A 15,376-nucleotide genomic window follows, 5' to 3' on the forward strand; every position below is an offset into this window, starting at 1 on the left:
GTGTGGCTGGCGCTGACCCGGCGTGTCGAACAGCTACGCTGCCACGCTCCTCTTGAGGGGCAGTGTGGCGCATGAGGAAGCCCCCAGCAGCGCGCTGGGGGCTTTCTGCGTACGGGTCAGCCCAGAGGGCCGATCTGCTTGGCCAGGTTGACGAACCCCTGCCAGTTGCCCGGGCTGAAGTGGAGGGTGCCGCCGTCGCGGTCCTTGGTGTCGCGGACCAGAACGACGCCGGGCAGATTGTCGGCCACCTCGACGCAGTCTCCGCCATTGGCGTTGCTGCGGCTGGACTTGCGCCAAGCGGCGTGTGTCAGGTCCATGTCTCCGCCACTTCCCTAATCAACTCGATCGACTGCCGGTGGGACAGGGCCTCACCGCGCACATTCTCCCACGCACCCATCAGGGTGACCAGGTCTCCTGGATCACTGACCACGTGGCCGTGCAGGGGTGTGTCCAGGTATCCGGCGGTGCGGTTGTCGGCGCTGGTGGCGAGCACGAACGGCCCCGACAAGCCAGCGTATATCCCGGCGGAGAGGGGAACGACATGGATGCGGACGTGCGGCAGCTCGGACATCTTGATCAGGTATTCGAGCTGTTCCCGCATCACATCAGGTCCACCTACCGAGCATCGCAGCACTCGTTCGTCGATGACCACAGTCAGCCACGGTGGGCCGTCCCCGGCGATCACAGACTTGCGAGCCATCCGGGCTGTCACCAGATGCTCTGTCTCCTCCGAGGTGTGTCGCCCGGACGAGATGAACAGCGCCCGCGCGTACCGCTCTGTCTGAAGCAGCCCAGGCAGTAGCAACGGTTGGTAGGAGCGCAGTGACCGCGCCTCGCGTTCGATCGCCTCCCAAGGGCGGAACCACACAAGGTCACGCTGCCGCTTTTCGGTGTCCGGCCAGATGTCCGACACCTGTACCCCGAGTGCCGTAGCTGCGGTGGCCCTAGTGGACGGGTGAGGGATGCGTCCCTCCCTGACCCAACGATCCGTCGTCTTGGGGTCTACACCGACTTCTTCAGCCAGGGATTCTGTGGTGTGGCCTGCTCTCTGAAGCGCAACCCGCAGCGCGTCATTCACCATGACACCTCCCAACACTGTGGATATTCGGACACCATACCGACACGCGGTGTTGTTGTCTCGTCACCTAATGGCAGGTTGGTTGCAGGGCGGCGCGGCTGGTGGAGGGCACACCCACTTCCCCGGCGGTCGCGTCTGCTGAGGGGCGCGCACCCAACACGGTGATCATGGACACGGGTGCGCGCCCCTCCCCAACCAGTCGAGGGGGCGAAATGTCGGGACGCCGTCGGCGCGGACGCGGCCACGCCTGCGTCTGCGACAGGTGCAAGCCGACGCGCGTGCCGCAGCGGCCCGACAGCGTGGTCTCCGGCCCGGTCCTGACGCCGAGTCGTGTACCCGGCCTGGCCACTCGGCTCACGCTGCGGCCAGGAGACGACTCGATAAAGATCATTTGGGGCCAGGCCGGGGACCTGCGGACCCTCGGTCAGACGCTGCGCGGCCTGGGGCGTGCATCGTGAGCCGCGAGCATGTTCCCAGTCGGCCGCTCTGGCGGTGCCGCGCCTGCGGGGCGCACTGGCCGTGCAGCCCGGCGAAGCTGGCCCTCCTCCATGAGTACGCGGGCCACACGTTGGCGCTTGTCTTCTACCTCGCGCTCTCGATGCGGGATGCCGTGGACGACATCGTCACGCTCGGCTTCACTCCCGATCTCGCCACGTTCAACGACCGGTTCATGCAATGGATCAACCATCCGATCGACCATAACGAGGAGGCTCCCCGTGGAAGCACAAACTCCTGCTGGCCCGGCAGATCCGGTCTGTCCGGGCTGGTGCGGTCTAAGCGAGAGCGCCGCCGCTGAGATGGCCACCCATCCAGGGGCAGGGTGATGTCGTTGAACGTGCGCAGGGCGAGGGCACCGCCGACGAGCACGCCTAGACTTGGCCCGGCTTGGGCAGTGGAGATCGGAGACGGAATGCAGGTGACCGAAGTTCTGGACGTCCTGGCGACCCTGTATCGCGCCAGTGATCACCCGGACCACGAGGCGGTAGAGCGGTACGGGCGAGACACGACCGCTGGTGAACAGTCGCCCCCCGGAGTACGGGTCACCCACCGGTCCGGCTCGTCAGCTCTGCTGGCCGCGACGTCATCGCCGCGCCCGGCACCGAAGTCGGTTCCCCTGCCGGCGGAGATGCCGCCCCCCGCTCAGCGGGCTATCCGGATGCTCGCCTTCACTACCCGGCTACTCGACTTCGCACGACCCGCCGCGTTCGCGGAGTGGGACACGTGCGACCTCCCCGGGGTGTGGCTGTCGCCCTCGGCGCTGAGGATCAAGTGCGCCGACGGCGCGACGGTCTACCTCCACGTAACGGTCGCGGCTGGTAGTGGTCGCGAGCCGGAGGTGGACCCGCACCCGGACTACCGCTTCCCTGAAGGAGTCCGTACATGCCTCCCGGCAGTCAGTGCAGCACATGCGGAGCGCGCGTAGGCGTTCCTCCAGGATCGGCCTGCCCACCGCACCAGGCGATGGGTAGCCGGGGCACCTGCCCCGGTTCCGGTCGACCCACCATGTAACTCCAACCTTGTGCCCGCCCCTGGTCGCCCATCTCTTCCGTGGTGCGCGACCCGGGGCGGGCCCGTCGCGCTACCGGCGGCATACCCCCGACCGCCTACCGGTGGCATGGCCCCGTGATCAAGAGGTTTGCGGCCGGGAAACCGTGTTGGCACGACGCGAACTCCTTGATCACCGGAGTGGGTGGACCGTTTGCGGCGGGCGGGGCTCACCGGAGTGGGTTGGCGGAGGTGGCGGACGGGTGGGGTGGTTAGGGTCGGGGGGTGGAGAAGTTCGAGGTGGTGGCGGAGCGGATCGTCGAGGCGTTGCTGGTCAGTCGGCCAGGGGTGGCCACCTCGGTCGGTGACCACCGGTACGACGACCGGTTGCCGGATCTCTCCGCCGACGCGGTGGCCGCCGACCGGGCGATGCTGGTGGACGCGGCCAGTGTGCTGTGCGAGATCGACCCGGATCCGGGCGACGTCGAGGAGCAGGTGGACCACGCCCTGCTCGCGGCGGCGGTCGACCGGGAACTCTTCGAGCTGACCGAGATCCGGGCGCACGAGTGGGACCCGCTCGCGCACAATCCCGGCCCGCTGCTGCACGCCCTCGTCGCCCGGCCGTACGCGCCGGTCGAGGAGCGGCTGACCGCGCTCGCCGGGCGGCTCGCCGCCGTACCGGACGCGTTGTCGACCGCGCGGGCGACGTTGCGCGACATGCCCCGGATCCACGCCGAGACGGCGGTCGGGCAGTTCACCGGTGCCGCCGCGCTGGTCCGGGACGAGGTACCGGAACTGCTCGCGCAGGCACCGGCGCTGGCCGACCGGATCGAGCCGGCGGCCACCGTGGCGATCGCCGCGCTGGAGGAGTTCGTCGCCTGGCTGCGTACCGGCCTGGCGGCCGACGACGGGCCGGGACGGGACCCCCGGTTGGGACGGCGGCGCTGGGAGGCCCGCCTGTGGCACACCCTCGACACCGAGCTGGGCGCCGCCGAGATCCAGCGGCGGGCGTGGGCCAACCTGGACCGGGTCGGCGAGGAGATCCGCGCGGCGGCGGTCGAGCTGGTCGGCGGTCCGGCCGACGACGAGACGGTACGCCGCGCGTTGGACCTGCTCGCCGCCGAGCACCCGGACGACCACACCATCGTCGACCTGGCCTCGATCACCATGGACGAGGCGAGTGACGTCGTCCGCGCGTACGACCTGGTGAGCGTGCCGGACGACCCCTGCGTGATCCAGGTGATGCCGCAGTTCGCGCGCGGGGTGGCGGTGGCCTACTGCGACGCGCCGGGCGGGCTGGAGACCGCCGACCTGCCCACGTTCTACTGCATCGCGCCGACTCCGACGGACTGGCCGGCGCATCGGGTGGAGTCGTTCTACCGCGAGTACAACGACCACATGATCAGAAACCTGACCGTGCACGAGGCTATGCCCGGTCACTTCCTCCAGCTCGCCCACGCCCGCCGCCACCGGGGCACCACCCGGGTCCGGGCGCTGACCCGGTCCGGTCCGTTCGTCGAGGGCTGGGCGGTCTACGCCGAGGAGTTGATGGCCGGGCACGGCTTCGGCGGCCTGCCGGTGCGGTTGCAGCAGCTCAAGATGCAGTTGCGGATGACCCTCAACGCGTTGCTGGACCAGTTGGTGCACGCCGAGGAGGTGCCCGAGGCGGAGGCGATGGCGTTGCTGACCGGGCGGGGCTTCCAGGAGGAGGGCGAGGCGGCCGGCAAGTGGCGCCGTTCGCTGCTCACCTCGGCCCAGCTCTCCACGTACTTCGTCGGGTACGCGGAGGTCGCCGACATCGCGGCGGCCCGCCCGCCGGAGGTGGCGCTACGGGACTGGCACGACGAGATGCTGGCGCACGACTGCCCGCCCCCGCGTCACCTGCGTACCCTGCTCGGGCTCTGAGCCTCAGGTGGCGGGTCGGCGGTCCACCACGCCGGCGCCCGGCGGCAGCTCGAACGCGGCGCCGTCGACCTGCTCCTGGTAGCGGCTCAACGCCAACTCCACCGGCAGGCCGTCGATCTGGCCGGTGAAGCTGCCGAGCACGCCTTCGGCGGTCACGCAGGCGTTGAAGCTCTCGGCGGTCTGCCGCACGTCGACGCAGGTGGCGTGGTGCCCGGCGATGGTGTTCTCGCGCTGGGTGATGACCGCGCCGGGATCCAGTGCCGCGCTGGTCAGCAGGCCCATCACCAGCGGGGGCGTGATCAGTCCCTCGCGTTCGGCGGCGGCGAAGACGACCACCGGTGGCTTGCTGTTCGGAGCGGGAGGCGGTTCGAGCGTGCAGACCGTCCGCCCCTCGTCGGCCGCGCAGCGGGTGGTCGCCTCGGCGGTCACGGTGAGCTTGCCGTCCGGCCACTCGTACGCCGACCGGGCCGGGTCCTGCGACTGGTTGATCGACGCGGTCCGTCCGCCGGAGAGTTGGTACTGCGCCGAGTAGGTCAACTCCAGCGCCCGGTCGATGCGGGCGGCCAGTTCGTTGACCACGTCGGCCCGTCCCATGGCCCGTCCGGCGTCGTCCAGAGCCTGACAGCCGGTGACGGTGAGCAACGCGATGACCGACACGGCGAGCGTACGGAGGGTGGTCGAGGCGGCGGGCATGGCGCCAAGCCTGATCGATCAGGTCCCGCTCGTGCAAACTCGTTGCCGGTTGACGCACGAGAATTCGGGAATGTCCGACCCGTCGGCGGTCACGGAGCGGGTCGTGGCCCGCCCGGTCGCGGTGCGCGGGAACGGGGACCGATACGCTGCGTTCAACACCTGCCTCAGCCGCACCGTCGCGGCCCATACCGCACGAGACGACACGAACGAGGAGCGACTCAGTGGCAACCATCGAGGTAATCGAGGCTCGGGAGATCCTGGACTCGCGGGGCAACCCGACGGTCGAGGTCGAGGTCGGGCTGGACGACGGCACGGTCTCCCGGGCGGCGGTGCCCTCCGGCGCCTCGACCGGCGCCTTCGAGGCGGTCGAGCTGCGCGACGGTGACAAGGGCCGCTACCTGGGCAAGGGAGTGGAGAAGGCGGTCGCCAACATCGAGGACCGCATCGTCGACCAGCTCATCGGGTACGACGCCAGCGAGCAGCGGGTGATCGACCAGAAGATGCTGGACATCGACGGCTCCGACAACAAGGGCGAGCTGGGCGCCAACGCCATCCTCGGCGTCTCGCTGGCGGTGGCCAAGGCGGCGGCCGGCAGCGCCGGGCTGAGCCTCTTCCGCTACCTGGGCGGTCCGAACGCGCACCTGCTCCCGGTCCCGATGATGAACATCCTCAACGGTGGGGCGCACGCCGACAGCAACGTCGACATCCAGGAGTTCATGATCGCGCCGATCGGCGCGCCGAGCTTCCGGGAGGCGCTGCGCTCCGGCGCCGAGGTCTACCACGCGCTCAAGTCCGTGCTGAAGAAGAAGGACCTGTCGACCGGGCTCGGCGACGAGGGCGGATTCGCCCCGAACCTGCCCACCAACGCCGCCGCCCTGGACCTGATCGCCGAGGCGGTGGAGAAGGCCGGCTACACGCTCGGCACCGACATCGTCTTCGCCCTGGACGTGGCCGCCACCGAGTTCTTCGCCGACGGGCGCTACACCTTCGAGGGCGTCGCCAAGAGCGCCGAGGAGATGAGCGAGTACTACACCAAGCTCGCCGACGCGTACCCGATCGTGTCGATCGAGGACCCGCTGGCCGAGGACGACTGGAGCGGCTGGCAGACGCTGACCGCCGCGATCGGCGACCGGGTCCAGATCGTCGGTGACGACCTGTTCGTCACCAACCCGCAGCGCATCGCCCGGGGCATCACCGAGCGGGCGGCCAACGCGGTGCTGGTGAAGGTCAACCAGATCGGCTCGCTGACCGAGACCCTGGACGCGGTCGACCTGGCCCACCGGGCCGGCTTCAAGTGCATGATGAGCCACCGGTCCGGCGAGACCGAGGACACCACCATCGCCGACCTCGCGGTGGCCACCGGCTGCGGCCAGATCAAGACCGGCGCCCCGGCCCGCTCCGACCGGGTGGCCAAGTACAACCAGCTCCTGCGGATCGAGGAGGAGCTGGCCGACGCGGCGCGGTACGCCGGTGCGGGTGCCTTCCCGCGTTACCGTTCCGCCTGACGGGTGGTGAACCTCGGGGGAGGGGTGTGATGCAGCAGCGCCGCACGCCGGGTGGTCAACGTCCGGCCCGCCGGCCGGGCCGCACCGGTCGGCCCGGCGTCGGCCGGGGCACGGTCCGGGACGGCGGAGGTGTCCGCGCCGAGTCGCGCACCACCGCCGGCCGGGCGCCGTCGGCCGCCCGCGGTGCCGAGGGCGTACGCTCCGCCAAGCGGCCCGCCGCAGCCCGGCGCGCCGCCGCAGGCGGCGTCACCCGGCTCTCCGCACCCCAATCCCGAGGTCTCACCGGCCGGGCCACCGTGCTGGTCGCGGTGCTGATCGCGCTCGCCCTCGCCTACACGTACCCGGTCCGGGTCTACCTCGACCAGCAGGCCGACATCGAGCGGATGGAGTCCTCGCAGGACGCCCAGCGCAAGCTGATCGCCGAGCTGACCGAGGAGGCCGAGAAGTGGCAGGACGACGCGTTCATCGAGGCCAAGGCGCGGGAGCGGTTCTTCATGACCCGGCCGGGTGAGAAGTTGGTGGTGCTGCTCGACGACCCGGCCGGCGCCGCCCGGGACGCCGGCACCGCCGAGCCCGGCACCCCGTCCACACCGGACCGTTGGTACGACACGCTCTGGTCCAGCGTGCGCGCCGCCGACGCCACCCCGACCGCCGACTGAGCACCGACCACCCCCGCACGAACGAGAGATGGCACCGTGACTGTCGTACCACCGCAGGAGCCGGCGGCGGCCTCCGTACCCCCACCGAAGCGGGAGCCGGCCACGGAGGCCGACCTCGCCGCGGTGGCCGCGCAGCTCGGACGCCCGCCGCGCGGCACCCGGGCGGTGGCGCACCGCTGCCCGTGTGGTCTGCCCGACGTGGTGGAGACGACGCCCCGGCTGGCCGACGGCACCCCCTTCCCGACGCTCTACTACCTGACCTGCCCCCGCGCGACCGCGGCGTGCAGCCGGTTGGAGTCGGCCGGGTTGATGCGGGAGATGGCCGACCGGTTGGCCGCCGACCCGGAGTTGGCCGCCCGCTACCGGGCCGCACACGAGGACTATCTGACCCGGCGGGACTCGATCGCCGAGGTCCCCGAGATCGCCGGCATCTCGGCCGGCGGGATGCCCGGCCGGGTGAAGTGCCTGCACGTCCACCTCGGTCACGCGCTCGGCGCCGGGCCCGGCGTGAACCCGTTCGGTGACGAGACCCTGGACCTGGTCGAGCCCTGGTGGGCGGCGGGCCGGTGCGTCGACGTGCCGGACGCCGAGTGAGCGGCGAGCCCGCTCCGGACGGGGCCGACGACATCCTGGTCCGGCCCGCCCGCACCGCCGACGTACGCGCCATCCGCCGACTGGTGGACACCTACACCGACGACCGGCGGCTGCTCAGCAAGGCCACCGTCACGCTCTACGAGCACGTGCAGGAGTTCCGGGTCGCCAGCCGGGTCGCCGACGGCGCGGTGGTGGGCTGCGGCGCGCTGCACGTGATGTGGGAGGACCTGGCCGAGATCCGGACGGTGGCGGTCGACCCGACCTGCCGGGGCCGGCGGATCGGGCACCGGATCGTGGCCGAGCTGATCGAGGCGGCACGGGACCTGGGCATCGCCCGGATCTTCGTACTCACCTTCGAGACCCGGTTCTTCGGCTCGTTCGGCTTCACCGAGATCGACGGCGCCCCGGTGCCGCACCCCGTCTACGAGCAGTTGCTGCGCTCGTACGACGAGGGGGTCGCGGAGTTCCTCGACCTGGAACGGGTCAAGCCGAACACACTGGGCAACACCCGGATGCTGCTGCGTCTCTGACGCCGGGTGGCCGACTGTAGGGTGACCGTCGTGACGACGCGTGTGGCCGCCATCGACTGTGGCACCAACTCGATCCGCTTGCTGGTCGCCGACCTGCCCGACCCGTCGGCCGGGCCGTCCGCGCCGCTGGTCGACGTGTCCCGGCGGATGGAGATCGTCCGGCTGGGCCAGGGCGTCGACGCCACCGGACGGCTCGCCCCCGAGGCGATCGAGCGGACCCGGGTCGCACTGGTCGACTACGCCGCCGAGATCGAGAAGTCGGGTGTCGAACGGGTGCGGATGTGCGCCACCTCGGCCAGCCGGGACGCGGAGAACGCGGCCGAGTTCCGGGCCATGGTGCAGCAGACGCTGGGCGTGGCGCCCGAGGTGGTCAGCGGCGACGAGGAGGCCCGGCTCTCCTTCACCGGCGCGGTCCGCGGACTGCCGTCCGACGCGCGGTCGCCGTACCTGGTGGTGGACATCGGCGGCGGCTCCACCGAGTTCGTGGTCGGCACCCGGGACGGCGGTGTCGACGCGGCGATCTCGATGGACATCGGCTGCGTCCGGATGACCGAGCGGCACCTGCACGGGGATCCGCCCGGGCTGGACGAGATCGCCGCCGCGCAGGCCGACATCGCGGTGGCGGTCGACCGCGCGCTGACGGTGGTGCCGGGACGCGAGGCGGCCACGCTGGTCGGGCTCGCCGGGTCGGTCACCACCGTGGTCGCGATCGCCCAGGGCCTCACCGGTTACGACCCGACCCGCATCCACCACGCCCGGGTGTCGTACGACCGGGTGGCGCAGGTGACCGCCGAACTGCTGGCGGCGGATCGGGAACAGCGGTTGGCGATCCCGGTGATGCACCCGGGCCGGGCCGACGTGATCGGCGCGGGCGCGCTCGTCCTCCGCGTCATCATGGAACGGGCCGGGATGGACTCGGTCGTCGCCTCCGAGCACGACATCCTCGACGGCATCGCGTGGAGCCTGGCGCAGTCCACGGCCTGAGGCCCGCGAACGGGAGGTGAACACCACTGCTCCCGCATCTTCCTAGCGATGGTCACCGCGTGGCAGGCTACCGACACGTACGACCACTGGGCGACCAGCCAACGATGACTGACCGCTAGGAGGATGGGCCGATGGGCGAGATGGTTACTTACCGTGGCGACGGAGGTACCGGCGAGGGGTACCTCGCGGTGCCCGCCAGTGGCACGGCCAGCCCTGCGGTCATCGTCATCCAGGACTGGTGGGGGCTGGTGCCGCAGATCCGGTCGGTGGTGGACCGCTTCGCCGAGGCGGGCTTCGTGGCCCTCGCGCCGGACTTCCGGCACGGCGAGCCGGCCGGCAAGCCGAGCGAGCCCCGGCGGCTGTTGAACGGTCCGCAGATGGACGAGGCGGCGCGCGAGATCGCGGTGGCCGCCGAGTACCTCGCCGGGCGTACCGAGGTGACCGGGAAGGTCGGCTGCGCGGGCTTCTGCGCCGGAGCGAGCCTGGCGCTCTGGGCGGCCAGCCACTCCGAGCGGATCGTCGCCGCCGCCGCGTTCTACCCCCGGCTGCCCTGGGAGGGAATGCGTCCGGAGTGGACCGACTACGCCGGCAAGGACGCGCTCGTGCACTGCTCCGAGGCGGACGGCACCTCCACCGACCCGGGCGTCCAGGCGGTACGCCGGGCGATCGAGAACGCCGGTGGCACGTGCCAGTTGCACGACTACCCGGGCACCGCGCACGCCTTCTTCAACGAGGACCGGCCGGAGAAGTTCGACCTGCGTGCCGCCACCAGCGCCTGGGCCCGCACGCTCGAACTGTTCCGGGCCAAGCTTGGCTGAGTCGCGTACCCCGGCCGACGTGGTCGCCCGCGCCACACGGGCGGCCGACCTGGCCGACCTCGACGCGGCCGTCACCGACTGCTTCGCCTGCCCCCGGCTCGTGACCTGGCGGGAGGAGGTGGCGCGGACCAGACGTGCCGCCTTCCGCGACCAGGAGTACTGGGGCCGACCGGTACCCGGCTTCGGTGACCCCGAGGCCCGGATCGCCGTGCTCGGGCTGGCCCCGGCGGCGCACGGCGGCAACCGCACCGGCCGGGTCTTCACCGGCGACCGCTCCGGCGACGTGCTCTTCGCCGCGCTGCACCGCGCCGGATTGGCGAACCAGCCGACCAGCGTGGCCGCCGACGACGGGCTGACCCTGCGGCACACCCGGGTCTTCGCGGCGGTGCGGTGTGCCCCGCCGGACAACAAGCCGAGCCCCGCCGAGCGGGACACCTGCGCGCCCTGGCTGCACCGGGAGGTCGACCTGATCCGCCCGACGCTGCGGGTGGTGGTGGCGCTGGGTGCCTTCGCCTGGGCCGCGTGGTGGCCGGTGGCACGCCACGTGTACGGCGTGCCTCCGCCCAGCCCGCGACCGTCCTTCGGCCATGGGGCACACTGGTCCGGCACGGCCGTACCGGAACTGCTCGGTTGCTACCACGTCAGCCAGCAGAACACCTTCACCGGACGGCTGACACCGGGAATGCTTGACGAGGTGTTCGCCCGGGCGAGACGACTGGCCGGGTTGGACTGACGCTGCGGGGTGGTGGAGATGGCGGACGTGACGCAGACGAGCCCGCCGTACGCCCTGGTGGAGCGAAGGTAGGTCGGAGTGGACCTGCTGCGCAAGTGGTGGCCCGTCACGGCGGTGATCGGTCTGCTCGCCGTCGTCACGCTGGCCGCCGCGCACTCGTCGATCGGCGCGAGCCGGATCCCGCCGGCCATGCAGGACGCCCCGTTCGTGTTGGAGTACCCGACCGACGACCCGCGTCCCTCGATCCCGGCCGAACCGCGCGAGGCCGCCGAACAGACCCGGACGGAGATCCCCTCCTGGCTCGGCACGGTGGCGCTGGCCCTGCTCAGTGCCGTTCTGCTGGTGGTCATCGGCTACCTCGCCTGGACGGTGTTCCGGGGTATGGCCCGCCGGGTCACCCGGAGACTGCCCGCCCGTCCGGCCCGCCGCAGCGCCGCCGGCACCGCCCGTGAGGTGGTCGCCGCCGTCGACGCCGGGCTGGTCGACCTGGACGACCGGGACGTCGACCCGAGGACCGCGGTGATCGCCTGTTGGGTGCGCCTCGAAGAGGCCGCCGCCGGTGTCGGGGTGCCCCGACTGGCCGGCGACACCCCCACCGACCTGGTCACCCGCCTGCTGCGCGGCGACTCCGCCAACGGTGTACCGGCGATCGTCAGCGCCGACGTGCTGGCCGAGCTGGCGCAGGTCTACCGCGAGGCGCGGTACGCGACCCGCCCGGTCGAGGAGCGCACCCGCGACCAGGCCCGCGCCGCCCTGCGACGGTTGCGCGGCGAACTCACCGCCACCGTCGAGCAGGACCAGGTGACGTCGTGAGTAAGACCAGTATCGACGACCTGCTCAGCTTCGAGGAGGAACGGCAGGTCCAGCAGGAACAGCCCCGTGGTGGGCGGCTGCGGAGCGTGCTCGGGTTCCTCGGCGTCACCGCCGCCGCGACCGTCGTCCTGATCGCCGGGTTGCGGGCGGTCGGGTTGCGGGTGTCCCTGGTGGTGCTGGTCGCCGGAGTGATCACCGTGCTCGCGGTACGCCGCATCGTCGCCACGCTCGCCCCGCCGCCGCGCTCCGGACGGGGTGCGTCGCGACCGCAGCAGCACGGGGAGGAGGAGGGGATGTACAACTGGGACGCCCGGGACGCGCTGCGGACCGCGGTCAACGGATGGGAACTCCCCCTGGAGTGGTCCAAGACCCGGCCCGAACGCTTCTCCCAGGTGATCCTGCCGCGCCTCGCCGAGCTGGCCGACGAGCGGCTGCGGCTCAAGCACGGCGTGACCCGCGAGTCCGATCCCGGCCGGGCCCGCGCCCTGCTGGGGCAGCGACTGTCGACGTTCCTGGACAACCCGCCCCGCCGTACCCCCTCGCCGCGCGATCTCGCGGCGATCGTCGCCGAACTGGAGAAGATCTGATGAACGACGTCGTCCGGACGATGCCCCCCTCCGAGGTCGGCCGCCTCGCCCGGGCGGTGCTGGACGCGGTGGGCCAGGTCGTCGTCGGCAAGCGGGACTCGCTGGAACTGGTCCTCGCCGGCATCCTCGCCGGTGGACACGTGCTGCTGGAGGATCTGCCCGGCCTGGGCAAGACGCTGACCGCGCGGTCCTTCGCCCAGGCGCTCGGGCTGGACTTCCGCCGACTCCAGTTCACTCCGGACCTGCTGCCCGCCGACGTCACCGGGTCGTTCCTCTACGACCAGCGCAGTGGCGACTTCACCTTCCGGGCCGGGCCGGTCTTCACCAACCTGCTGCTGGCCGACGAGATCAACCGGACGCCGCCGAAGACCCAGTCCGCCCTGCTGGAGGCGATGCAGGAGAAGCAGGTCTCGGTGGAGGGGGTCACCTACCGCCTGGACGAGCCCTTCCACGTGCTCGCCACCGCCAACCCGATCGAGTACGAGGGCACCTACCCGCTGCCGGAGGCGCAGCTCGACCGTTTCCTGCTGCGGGTGTCGTTCGGGTACCCGGAGCACGAGGAGGAGTGGGAGGTGCTGCGTCGGCGGATGGCCCGCCGCCGCGAGGAGGCCGAGATCGAGGCGGTCGTCGACGCCGCGACCCTGCGCGCCATGCAGGCGGCGTTGGAGGACGTGGTGGTGGAGGACTCGGTCGGCCGGTACATCGTCTCGTTGACCGCGGCCACCCGGGAACACCCGTCGGTGCTGGTCGGCGCCTCGCCGCGCGGCTCGCTGGCGCTGCTGCTGCTGGCCCGGGTGCGGGCCGTGCTCTCCGGCCGGGACTACGTGGTCCCGGAGGACGTCAAGGAGGTCGCGGCACCGGCGTTGGCGCACCGGATCACGCTGCGACCGGAGATGTGGCTGCGCCGGGTGGATCCGTCCTTCGTCGTCGGCGAGGTCCTCGACGGCACCCCCGCACCGGCCAGTGGCGCGCTGCCCAGTTACGCCGCCGGTGGACCGGGACACTGACCCGTCGTGACCGCTCCGGACCGACCGGCCCCGCCGAGCTGGACGCCCACTGCGGCGCTCGGCCGAGCGGTGCTGCTCACCGGCCTGTTGTTGGCCGCCGCGGTGCTGCTGGGCCGGGTCGACCTGGTCGTGCTCGCCGTTCCGTTCGCGCTCGGCACCGCGTACGCGTTGCGCCGTCGACCGACCGAGCTGCCCCAGGTGTGGATCACCGCCGACGGGGCGCACCTGGTGGAGGGCGGTGAGGTGAGCGGTACGGTCAGCGTCGGCAACCCGGGCAGCGTGCCGTACGACATGGCGGTGCTGCGTACCCGGGTCTCGCCGTGGCTGCGGGTGACCCGGGTGGCCCTCGCCGGTGCCGACACCTCCGGCGGCCGGCGCTCGTCGCCGACCGATCGGCCCTTCGTCACCTCCGTCGGTCCGGACACCGCGGTCGACCTGGAACTCTCCGGCACCGCGCTGCGCTGGGGGCGGCACCGGATCGGCCCGGCCGGTGCCCGGGTCGCCGCCGGACAGGGCCTGCTGACCTCCCGCGCGGTGTACGCCGAGCCGCTCAGAGCCAAGGTGTACCCGAAGACCGAGCCGTTCGAGGCGGTCGAGGCGATGCCCCGGGCCGCCGGCCTGGTCGGCGCGCACCATTCGCGCCGGCCCGGTGAGGGCGGCGAACTGGCCGGGGTCCGGGTGTTCGCGCCCGGCGACCGGTTGCGCCGGATCGACTGGCGGGTGTCGCTGCGGGCCCGGCAACTGCACGTCGCGTCCACCCTCTCCGACCGGGACGCCGAGGTGGTCGTGCTGCTCGACGTGCTCGCCGAGGCGGGCCGTTCCGGCGGGATCGCCGGAACCGCCTCGGTGCTGGACACCACGGTCCGGGCCGCCGCCGCCATCGCCGAGCACTACCTGCACCGGGGTGACCGGGTGTCGTTGCTGGAGTACGGCCCCAGCGCCCGACGCCTGCGCCCGGCCACCGGGCGTCGCCAGTACCTGACGGTCCTGGAGTGGCTGTTGGACGTGAAGGCGCAGTCCTCCCCGCACGAGCCCTACGACCAGGTGTTCGGGCCGCAGGTGCTCTCCGCCGACGCGCTGGTGGTGGTGCTCACGCCGTTGCTGGAGGAGCGGTCGGCGCAGATGCTGGCCCGGCTGGCCCGCTCGGGGCGGTTCGTGGTCGCGGTGGACACCCTGCCCGCCGACCTGACCCCGCCGACCGACCGGGGCTGGGCCGAGGTGGCGTACCGGCTGTGGCGACTGGACCGGGACACGATGATCGCCCAGCTCCGCGAGCACGGGGTGCCGGTGGTGCCCTGGGCCGGTGCGGGCAGCCTGGACCAGGTGCTGCGGGACGTGGCCCGGCTGGCCACCGCACCCCGGGTGGGTGGCCGGTGATCGCGCGGCTCAGGGCGGTACGCACGGCGGCCGGTCGGATCACCCTGGCCCCGATCCTTCTCCGTCTGGGCGTCTTCCTCGTCACGTTCGCCGGGTTGCTGCTGTCGTACCCCGTGCAGATGCTCCAGGGACAGACGCTCGGTGCGCTGGCCGTGGTCTCGGTGGCGCCCGCGGTGTCGCCGAACCGGTTCTGGCCGAGCTTCGCCGCGCTGGTCACGGTCGCCGGCTGGGTGCTCGCCACCGACCTGCACGAGCGGCCGATCGCGCTGTGGCGACTGCTGGTCGTGGCGGCGCTGCTCTACCTCGCGCACACGCTGACCGCCCTGGCGGCGCTGCTGCCGTACGACGCGACGGTGGACCCGGACCTGATCGTGCGTTGGCTCACACGGGCGGGCGCAGTGGTGCTCGCCACGTCGGTCCTCGGGGTGCTGCTGGTCGAGTTGGCCCGGGTCGGCAGCGACGGCACCGGCCGGATGCCGGTCACCATCGTCGGTCTGCTGGTGGTCGTCGGGTTGACCGCGATGCTGGCCTGGCTGCTGCGACGCAGGTGAGCGACGGTTCCGGCGGGACCGGCGAAGCCTGCGGGGCTCCTGTGATTCGTCCGGTTT

At 72.0% G+C, this 15,376-nt stretch carries 17 protein-coding genes; 14 read left to right on the forward strand and 3 right to left on the reverse strand.

Translation table 11 applies throughout. The features are described from left to right. Positions 1 to 116: 116 nt before the first annotated feature. Both ACIBMZ_RS11450 and ACIBMZ_RS11455 read right to left on the reverse strand, forming a co-directional pair. Complete coding sequence (locus ACIBMZ_RS11450) at positions 117 to 317, reverse strand: DUF397 domain-containing protein (protein ID WP_396692608.1); 201 nt, start codon at positions 315 to 317, stop codon at positions 117 to 119. Continuing rightward, positions 308 to 1,078 (reverse strand): Scr1 family TA system antitoxin-like transcriptional regulator, encoded by a 771-nt coding sequence (locus ACIBMZ_RS11455; RefSeq protein ID WP_396692610.1) that lies wholly within the window; start codon positions 1,076 to 1,078, stop codon positions 308 to 310. Before ACIBMZ_RS11455 ends, ACIBMZ_RS11450 begins: the two co-directional genes overlap by 10 nt. A 454-nt stretch (positions 1,079 to 1,532) precedes the next feature. Here ACIBMZ_RS11455 and ACIBMZ_RS11460 point away from each other — a divergent pair, with 454 nt between their 5' ends. Both ACIBMZ_RS11460 and ACIBMZ_RS11465 read left to right on the forward strand, forming a co-directional pair. Continuing rightward, entirely contained in the window at positions 1,533 to 1,874 is a 342-nt protein-coding gene (locus tag ACIBMZ_RS11460; protein ID WP_396692612.1) for a hypothetical protein, read from the forward strand. A 974-nt stretch (positions 1,875 to 2,848) separates the two neighbouring features. Then, positions 2,849 to 4,468, forward strand: coding sequence for a DUF885 domain-containing protein (locus ACIBMZ_RS11465; protein WP_396692614.1), 1,620 nt, complete (start codon positions 2,849 to 2,851; stop codon positions 4,466 to 4,468). 3 nt (positions 4,469 to 4,471) lie between these two features. On the opposite strand, the gene ACIBMZ_RS11470 is transcribed toward ACIBMZ_RS11465, so the two are convergent. Further along, positions 4,472 to 5,161: a hypothetical protein gene (locus ACIBMZ_RS11470; RefSeq protein WP_396692616.1), complete on the reverse strand. Its 690-nt coding sequence runs from the start codon at positions 5,159 to 5,161 to the stop codon at positions 4,472 to 4,474. 221 nt (positions 5,162 to 5,382) lie between these two features. Between ACIBMZ_RS11470 and eno the strand changes: the two genes are divergently transcribed. The 12 genes from eno (at position 5,383) to ACIBMZ_RS11530 (ending at position 15,319) form a co-directional block, all read left to right on the forward strand. Beyond that, positions 5,383 to 6,666 carry a phosphopyruvate hydratase gene (eno, locus tag ACIBMZ_RS11475; RefSeq protein WP_396692618.1) on the forward strand — a complete coding sequence of 428 codons (1,284 nt, stop codon included), beginning with the start codon at positions 5,383 to 5,385 and terminating at the stop codon, positions 6,664 to 6,666. A gap of 29 nt (positions 6,667 to 6,695) precedes the next feature. Further along, positions 6,696 to 7,325 carry a septum formation initiator family protein gene (locus ACIBMZ_RS11480; RefSeq protein WP_396692620.1) on the forward strand — a complete coding sequence of 210 codons (630 nt, stop codon included), beginning with the start codon at positions 6,696 to 6,698 and terminating at the stop codon, positions 7,323 to 7,325. Between the two features lie 36 nt (positions 7,326 to 7,361). Continuing rightward, positions 7,362 to 7,919, forward strand: a complete 558-nt coding sequence (locus tag ACIBMZ_RS11485) for a DUF501 domain-containing protein (RefSeq protein ID WP_396692622.1) — start codon at positions 7,362 to 7,364, stop codon at positions 7,917 to 7,919. Continuing rightward, complete coding sequence (locus ACIBMZ_RS11490; RefSeq protein WP_350695691.1) at positions 7,916 to 8,449, forward strand: amino-acid N-acetyltransferase; 534 nt, start codon at positions 7,916 to 7,918, stop codon at positions 8,447 to 8,449. The genes ACIBMZ_RS11485 and ACIBMZ_RS11490 overlap by 4 nt, the downstream gene beginning before the upstream one ends. Before the next feature lie 42 nt (positions 8,450 to 8,491). Continuing rightward, positions 8,492 to 9,433, forward strand: coding sequence for an exopolyphosphatase (locus ACIBMZ_RS11495; protein WP_396692752.1), 942 nt, complete (start codon positions 8,492 to 8,494; stop codon positions 9,431 to 9,433). A 131-nt stretch (positions 9,434 to 9,564) separates the two neighbouring features. Continuing rightward, positions 9,565 to 10,251 carry a dienelactone hydrolase family protein gene (locus tag ACIBMZ_RS11500; RefSeq protein WP_396692624.1) on the forward strand — a complete coding sequence of 229 codons (687 nt, stop codon included), beginning with the start codon at positions 9,565 to 9,567 and terminating at the stop codon, positions 10,249 to 10,251. Between the two features lie 19 nt (positions 10,252 to 10,270). Next, positions 10,271 to 10,984, forward strand: a complete 714-nt coding sequence (locus tag ACIBMZ_RS11505) for a uracil-DNA glycosylase (protein WP_396692754.1) — start codon at positions 10,271 to 10,273, stop codon at positions 10,982 to 10,984. Between the two features lie 78 nt (positions 10,985 to 11,062). Further along, on the forward strand, positions 11,063 to 11,797 hold the full coding sequence (locus ACIBMZ_RS11510; protein WP_396692626.1) for a DUF4129 domain-containing protein: 735 nt from the start codon (positions 11,063 to 11,065) through the stop codon (positions 11,795 to 11,797). Beyond that, positions 11,794 to 12,384, forward strand: coding sequence for a hypothetical protein (locus ACIBMZ_RS11515; protein WP_396692628.1), 591 nt, complete (start codon positions 11,794 to 11,796; stop codon positions 12,382 to 12,384). The genes ACIBMZ_RS11510 and ACIBMZ_RS11515 overlap by 4 nt, the downstream gene beginning before the upstream one ends. Continuing rightward, positions 12,384 to 13,391, forward strand: coding sequence for an AAA family ATPase (locus ACIBMZ_RS11520; protein WP_396692630.1), 1,008 nt, complete (start codon positions 12,384 to 12,386; stop codon positions 13,389 to 13,391). The genes ACIBMZ_RS11515 and ACIBMZ_RS11520 overlap by 1 nt, the downstream gene beginning before the upstream one ends. A gap of 6 nt (positions 13,392 to 13,397) precedes the next feature. Continuing rightward, positions 13,398 to 14,768, forward strand: a complete 1,371-nt coding sequence (locus ACIBMZ_RS11525; RefSeq protein WP_396692632.1) for a DUF58 domain-containing protein — start codon at positions 13,398 to 13,400, stop codon at positions 14,766 to 14,768. After that, positions 14,765 to 15,319 carry a hypothetical protein gene (locus tag ACIBMZ_RS11530; RefSeq protein WP_396692634.1) on the forward strand — a complete coding sequence of 185 codons (555 nt, stop codon included), beginning with the start codon at positions 14,765 to 14,767 and terminating at the stop codon, positions 15,317 to 15,319. Before ACIBMZ_RS11525 ends, ACIBMZ_RS11530 begins: the two co-directional genes overlap by 4 nt. Positions 15,320 to 15,376 lie beyond the last annotated feature (57 nt).

The organism is Micromonospora sp. NPDC049900, assembly GCF_044461025.1.
GTDB lineage: Bacteria > Actinomycetota > Actinomycetes > Mycobacteriales > Micromonosporaceae > Micromonospora.